The organism is Frankia sp. CcCS3 (assembly GCF_977927575.1).
Map to the genome: position 1 here is coordinate 3072 of NZ_CDWRCL010000318.1, position 618 is coordinate 3689.

1 pseudogene is annotated in these 618 nt (G+C 72.5%); it reads left to right on the forward strand.

Annotated features, from left to right (window positions below):
• Window positions 1–410 (forward strand): annotated as a pseudogene (locus AC08OQ_RS18555) (FAD-dependent oxidoreductase); the annotation flags it as partial.
• Window positions 411–618 lie beyond the last annotated feature (208 nt).

A 618-nucleotide genomic window follows, 5' to 3' on the forward strand; every position in this document is an offset into this window, starting at 1 on the left:
TGCGGGATACGCCGGACGCGCTCGGCCCACCCGCCGCCCGCACCGGCACCTCCGCCCGCACCGACGCCTCCGCCCGCGCCGGCACCGATCTGCCCCGGCGGTTCTTCACCGCCGCGGCCGTTCCCGCCGACCTGGCCTGGTCCCTGGCCACCGGAAATGATCTAGGATACCCACAGGTGCAGGGACGGCGCACCCCGCGGATCAGGCTGGTCAACGCCTACCTGCCCCACGTGCACGCCGCCGCGCACACCGACCCGGTGGTGGCCCGGGTGTTCATGCGGATCATCAATCTGGTCGAACCGCCATCGGCACTGCTGCGACCGGACGTCCTCACCCGGGTGCTACGCGCCCGCCGCTCCCCCGCGGCGGACCGGAGCCCGACCCCGAACGGATCTGGTCACCGAAGATGACCAGATCCGTTCGGGGCTCTCGCGGGCACCGATCCGCGTCGACGGCGTGGGATGCGTTGCCCGGCCGGAACCCGGATCAGCTCCGAAGGGAGGGTGCTACGGGTCCCGGGCCGGGAATCCCCGCCTCAGCTACTGGGCTGGGCGGGGTTCACGGGTGGACAGCACTCGCGCTCATGGCCGCGGCGACACGTTCATGGTGTTTCGCCGC